Source organism: Acidovorax sp. HMWF029 (genome assembly GCF_003060895.1).
In the GTDB taxonomy this organism is placed as follows: Bacteria; Pseudomonadota; Gammaproteobacteria; order Burkholderiales; family Burkholderiaceae_C; genus Acidovorax.
Window position 1 is genome coordinate 1 of the sequence record NZ_QAIH01000096.1, and the last position, 5,256, is coordinate 5,256.

5 protein-coding genes are annotated in these 5,256 nt (G+C 63.4%); 4 read left to right on the plus strand and 1 reads right to left on the minus strand.

Annotated elements, in window-relative coordinates; genetic code table 11:
* Positions 1 to 89: 89 nt before the first annotated feature.
* The 4 genes from cysC (at position 90) to DBR12_RS23470 (ending at position 4,601) form a co-directional block, all read left to right on the plus strand.
* The gene (gene cysC / locus DBR12_RS06305; protein WP_108616486.1) at positions 90 to 755 is read left to right on the plus strand and encodes an adenylyl-sulfate kinase; all 666 of its coding nucleotides are present in this window, start codon (positions 90 to 92) and stop codon (positions 753 to 755) included.
* Between the two features lie 27 nt (positions 756 to 782).
* Positions 783 to 1,808: a hypothetical protein gene (locus DBR12_RS06310; protein WP_233244328.1), complete on the plus strand. Its 1,026-nt coding sequence runs from the start codon at positions 783 to 785 to the stop codon at positions 1,806 to 1,808.
* Positions 1,805 to 2,878 (plus strand): sulfotransferase, encoded by a 1,074-nt coding sequence (locus DBR12_RS06315; RefSeq protein ID WP_108616487.1) that lies wholly within the window; start codon positions 1,805 to 1,807, stop codon positions 2,876 to 2,878. The genes DBR12_RS06310 and DBR12_RS06315 overlap by 4 nt, the downstream gene beginning before the upstream one ends.
* Before the next feature lie 88 nt (positions 2,879 to 2,966).
* Entirely contained in the window at positions 2,967 to 4,601 is a 1,635-nt protein-coding gene (locus tag DBR12_RS23470; protein ID WP_108616488.1) for a methyl-accepting chemotaxis protein, read from the plus strand.
* A gap of 166 nt (positions 4,602 to 4,767) precedes the next feature.
* Here DBR12_RS23470 and DBR12_RS06330 read toward each other — a convergent pair.
* A partial coding sequence (locus DBR12_RS06330; protein ID WP_146185484.1) for an EamA family transporter occupies positions 4,768 to 5,256 on the minus strand: 489 nt, incomplete at its 5' end.

Consider the following 5,256-nt stretch of genomic DNA (forward strand, 5'->3'; position numbering starts at 1 on the left):
GTCCAGGGCCATCCGCTTTTCGCCTGCTCCATCCGGTGCAAGTGACTGCAGGTGCACTTCAGCAGACCACAAACCTTCCTGAACAGACCATGCCGCTTCCTTCTTCGCTCGAGCCACACCAGGCCCCCGCAGCTGCGGCATCGCGCCCGCCCCACCCCGAACTGAGGGTGGTAATCCCACACGCCGGGCGGGTCACCGCCCCCTTGCGCGAACACCTGCTGCAGCAGCGCCCCGTCACTGTCTGGCTTACGGGACTGAGTGGCGCCGGAAAGTCCACCCTGGCCTACGCGCTAGAGGAGCAACTGCACGAGCTCGGGTTTGCCAGCTTCGTGCTGGATGGTGACAACCTGAGGCACCGGCTCAACAGAGACCTGGGCTTCAGCGCTGCCGAACGCACCGAAAACATACGGCGCGTGGCGGAAGTCGCGGCCCTCATGAACGACGCCGGGCTGATGGTGTTCACTGCCCTCATCTCCCCTCAACGCAGCGATCGCGCCATGGCCCGTGCACTCATTGGGGAGCACCGCTTTCTGGAGGTATATGTCAGCACCCCTCTGAAGGTGTGCGAAGGCCGCGACCCCAAAGGCCTCTACACCATGGCTCGCGCTGGTCGCCTGACCGGGTTCACCGGGGTTTCCGCCCCCTATGAAGCACCCGAGTCGCCCGATTTCAGCATCGATACCGCCCACCTGAGCCTGCCCGACGCCTGCGCGCAAGTGCTCACGCTTCTGCGTGAGCGCGGGTACATCCGCTAGGGCTGTCTTTTTTGCACGTTTCTTTCCATGTTTACCGACCACTCTCAGGAATCCGCCTCGGCGCCCCCCACCACGCCCGGAGGATTGCACTTCTATGACCTCTTCAACGGCGATGCCGACGGAATGTGCGCACTGCACCAGCTGCGCCTGGTAGAGCCACGCGACAGCGTTCTCATCAGCGGGGTAAAACGGGACATTGCCCTGTTCGAGCAGCTCCCCTCCGGGCGGCCGCTGCAGGTGACAGCGCTCGACATCTCGTGGGACCGCAATGCGCAGGGCGTGTGCCGAGTGCTCAATGGCGGCGGCCAGGTGACCTACTTCGACCACCACAGCGCAAAAACCCTTTTCCGCCACCCTAAGCTCAGCGCCCACATCGATACGGGCGTGGACGTCTGCACCAGCATCCTGGTGGATCGCCACCTGGGCGGCGTCTTGCGCCAATGGGCCATCGTGGCGGCCTATGGCGACAACCTGGACTCCGTGGCCGACCACATGGCGCGCGAACATGGCTGCACGGCCGCCACACGCGGCGCACTTGCGCAGCTGGGCTACCTGCTCAACTACAACGCCTATGGCGAAAGCCGCGAAGACCTGCATTTCTGTCCCGTGCAGCTGTACCGGTCAATGCATCGATTCGAAAGCCCCATCGACTTCATGGCAAAGGCTTACGAGTTCCGCCGCCTGCAAGAAGGCCATGCAAGCGACCAGCAGGCCGTGCGGGAACTTGTCCCCTACTCCGCCAACCACAGGGCTACCGTCTACGTACTGCCAGACCGCGCATGGGCCCGGCGCCTGTGCGGCACCCTTGCCAACCAGCTCGTGGCGCGCAACAACGGGCGCTCGGTCGCCGTGCTCACCCCCCGTTCGGACGGCGATTTTCTCGTCAACCTGCGCATCGGCAGCGGCAGCACCAGCCGCGCTGACATTTTTTGCAGCCGCTACCCGGCTGGCGGCGGACGCCATAGTGCGGGTGGCATTGACCGCCTGCCCGACCAGGACATAGATCGATTCATCAACGAGTTCTTCACGCACCTGGAGTCAGACAGGCCATGAACCAACCGCAACGCACCACGCGCCCTCTTCCGCTATTGATGATTCCACTGCGGCGCTGCGGCAGCCATGCGCTGCGCCTGCGACTGAACGCCAGCCCGCAATTCCATTCCCCCTATCCACTTCACATCGTGGACTTCATGCCGCTGGTGCCCCTGTATGGCGACCTGCGCAACGACAACGCTTACCGGCAGTTGGTCAAGGATGTCGTGGGGCTGCAGCAGGCCAGCATGGTGCCGTGGCCGGAGGTTCACTTTGACGCCGAAGATGTCTTCCAGTCTCTGCAGGGCGAGCCCCGCAGCGTGCACCGCATCGTTTGGGAACTGCTGCTGCGTAGCGCGGAAAAGCATGGGGCGCACGTGGCCATGGACAAGGCGCTCGACAGCGTTCACTACGCCAACGAACTGATGGCGCTGTTCCCCCATATGCGCTTTCTGAACGTGGTGCGCGACCCCCGGGCGCAAGTGGCTTCGATGAACCGGGCGATCATTCACGACTTCGACACCACACTCAACGCACTGGCCTGGGTCAAGGCCCACACCACAGGCCGCGCACTGGCGCTGCGCTATCCGGATCGCGTGCTGACCATCCGCTATGAAGACTTCCTGAGCGACCAGGAAACAACGCTGCGGCGCATCTGCCACTTCATAGGCATCGAGTTCCTGCCGCAGATGCTGGACATCGAGGCATCGCAGGAAGCGCAAGACCTCTCCCGCATGTCCGCACTGTGGGAGTCCAACCGCTTCGCCCCGCTGCCAGCAAACAAGGACAAGTTCAAGACCCAGCTACAGCCCCAAGAAATCGAGACCATCGAAAGCCTGGCGCTGGAACTCATGCACCACTATGGCTATGAAATCATGACCAAAGCCCAGGCCCCCGAGCCGACACCTGCGGTGCTGGCGCAATGCCACCAAAACTCGGAAAAACTGCGCAGTGAAGCCTGGGAGCAGCTATTGCGCAACGCACCGCGCGACTACGCCGCCCGCCGCGTGCGAGCCGACTACCTGGCCAGCGTGCGCGAGCGACTGCAAAACATCAGCGCCACCGAAACCAGGGCTGCAGCCCTGTCCTGAATGGTGCGTCAAACCTACCTGATCTCGGGGTTTCCAGACCCCGCCATGTCTTCACACACTTTTCCCACTGCATCCTCAAGGAACCGTCATGCGCATTAAGGACCTGAAACTGGGCATTCGACTCGGGGTGGCGTTCGGACTGCTACTGCTGATCACCTTGGTCATCGCCACGCTCGGCATCATGAGCGTCACTGCCTTGCTGCAAAGCAACGAACATATCGCCACCTCGGAACTCAAACGCCAGGGCATCGTGCAGCAATGGCATACCGATATTCAGATGAACTGGCTGCGCACCGAAGCGTTCCTAAAAACCAGCGACGCCCAGCATGCCGACAAGCTCAAGAAAGACATGTCTGCCGTGGTCGAGGTGCAAAGCAAGCGCATGCAGGAGGTGCGCAGCTACCTATCACCCGGCAAGGAAACCCAGCTGTACGAGCAGGCCATCACCGCGCGCGATGCCTACCGCGTCAAGCGAACCGAACTTGTCAAGGCCAAAGAGGCCGGACAGGACGTGGCCGCACAGACCGATGCCGTGCTGGCGCCCATCTTTCAAAACTACGCAGGCGTGCTGAAAGAGCTGACCCAAACGATGGACGAAGGCGTGGCCAGCACCCTCAAGGAAACCACAGCCATGGCGACATCCAGCATCGCCTGGATCGGCGGCAGCTCCGTACTGGCAATCCTCGCGGGGCTGTTTTTGGCGTGGTCCACCACCCTTTCCATTACCGCGCCTGTGCAGCAGGCAGTAAAGGCTACCGCAGCCATAGCGGCGGGTGACCTCGCGACCCCCATCCCCGAGGGGGCCAAGGACGAGCCGGGCCAGTTGCTCACCGAATTGGCGCACATGCGTTCCAAACTGGCCGACATCGTTGCCAACGTGCGTCAAAGCGCAGAGAGTGTCTCGACGGCCAGTGCAGAAATCTCGCAAGGCAATCACGACCTTTCCGCCCGCACGGAACGCCAGGCAAGTGCGCTTCAGCAAACAGCCGCATCCATGGAGGAGCTGGGCTCCACCGTGAAGCAAAACTCTGATAGCGCCCAACAAGCCAACAGGCTCGCTCGCGATGCCAACGATGTAGCCCTTCAAGGAGGTAACGTGGTGACCCAAGTGGTCGAGACAATGAAAGGCATCAACGACAGCTCCAAGAGAATTGCAGACATCATCAGCGTCATCGATGGCATTGCCTTTCAAACCAACATTCTGGCGCTCAACGCGGCGGTAGAAGCCGCACGCGCGGGAGAGCAGGGGCGAGGCTTTGCAGTCGTGGCCAGTGAAGTACGAGGGCTGGCCAGCCGCTCGGCAGAAGCTGCCAAGGAAATCAAGGAGCTTATCTCCGCCAGCGTCAGTCGTGTAGAGCAGGGCACGGCCTTGGTGGACAAGGCCGGACAGACCATGACTGAGGTCGTCCAGTCCATTCGGCGCGTCACGGAAATAGTGAGCGAAATCAGTGCTGCCAGCTCAGAGCAGAGCGAAGGCGTCGGTCAGGTGGGCGAGGCCGTGATGCAGATGGACCAAACCACCCAACAAAACGCAGCCTTGGTGGAGGAAATGGCTGCCGCTGCCAACAGCATGAAAACCCAGGCCTTGGACCTTGTCCAATTGGTCTCGGTGTTCCAGCTTGGCACCGTTGGCAGCAGCGCCCCGATGCCTGCAGTCACCCACGCGCCCGTGGTGCTGACGCCGGTTGGGAGGGTCGGCGCGCACAGAGCCATCGCTGCGTGAGACGACAAGTCGCGCCAGCTTCCCGCTGTCGGGAATCTCGCCATCGGCAGGGGCTCGCCGCCCCCGCTGCGTCAAAACCGCCCATGGGTGCGCTGGCCAGGCCCATGCCCTCGGCCACCATCATCAGCGTCATGGCGGCCAACCGGAGAACGGGGCGCCAGGGGTTTCAGCGCCCCGCGCCACGTTGCGCCATGGCCCACTGCACCGCCAGCACACAGCCCAGCACGGTGGCCATGCCCAGCAGCGACACGCCGCGCACAGCCTGCCCCAGCAGCGCCCAGCCCAGCACCACCGCAGTGAGCGGGCTCAGCAGTCCCAGCGACGCCACGGCCACCGTGGGCAGGCGCTCGATGCCCCGGAACCACAGCACATAGGCCACCAGCGCCCCCGCCAGGCAGAGGTACACGTACCCAGCAGCCTGTGTGATCGTGAGTGCGGGCAAAGGCGGGTCGGCCCACCAGGCCACCGGCGCCAGCATGAGCCCGCCCAGCAGCAGTTGCCAGCCGGTAAAGGCCAGCACCGGCAGGCCGGACTGCCAGCGGCGCGAGAGAAACGTGCCCATGGCCATGCACACCGTGCCTGCCAGCGCCGCCGCCACGCCCCACGCGTCCCAGACAGTGCCGGGGGCCAGCAGCAGCAGGGCCATGCCCGCCAC

Excerpts from the sequence above, each read along its gene's own strand:
- DBR12_RS23470 (WP_108616488.1), top strand. The coding sequence starts at position 2,967 with ATGCGCATTAAGGACCTGAAACTGGGCATTCGACTCGGGGTGGCGTTC.
- DBR12_RS06310 (WP_233244328.1), top strand. The coding sequence starts at position 783 with ATGTTTACCGACCACTCTCAGGAATCCGCCTCGGCGCCCCCCACCACG.
- cysC (WP_108616486.1), top strand. The coding sequence starts at position 90 with ATGCCGCTTCCTTCTTCGCTCGAGCCACACCAGGCCCCCGCAGCTGCG.
- DBR12_RS06315 (WP_108616487.1), top strand. The coding sequence starts at position 1,805 with ATGAACCAACCGCAACGCACCACGCGCCCTCTTCCGCTATTGATGATT.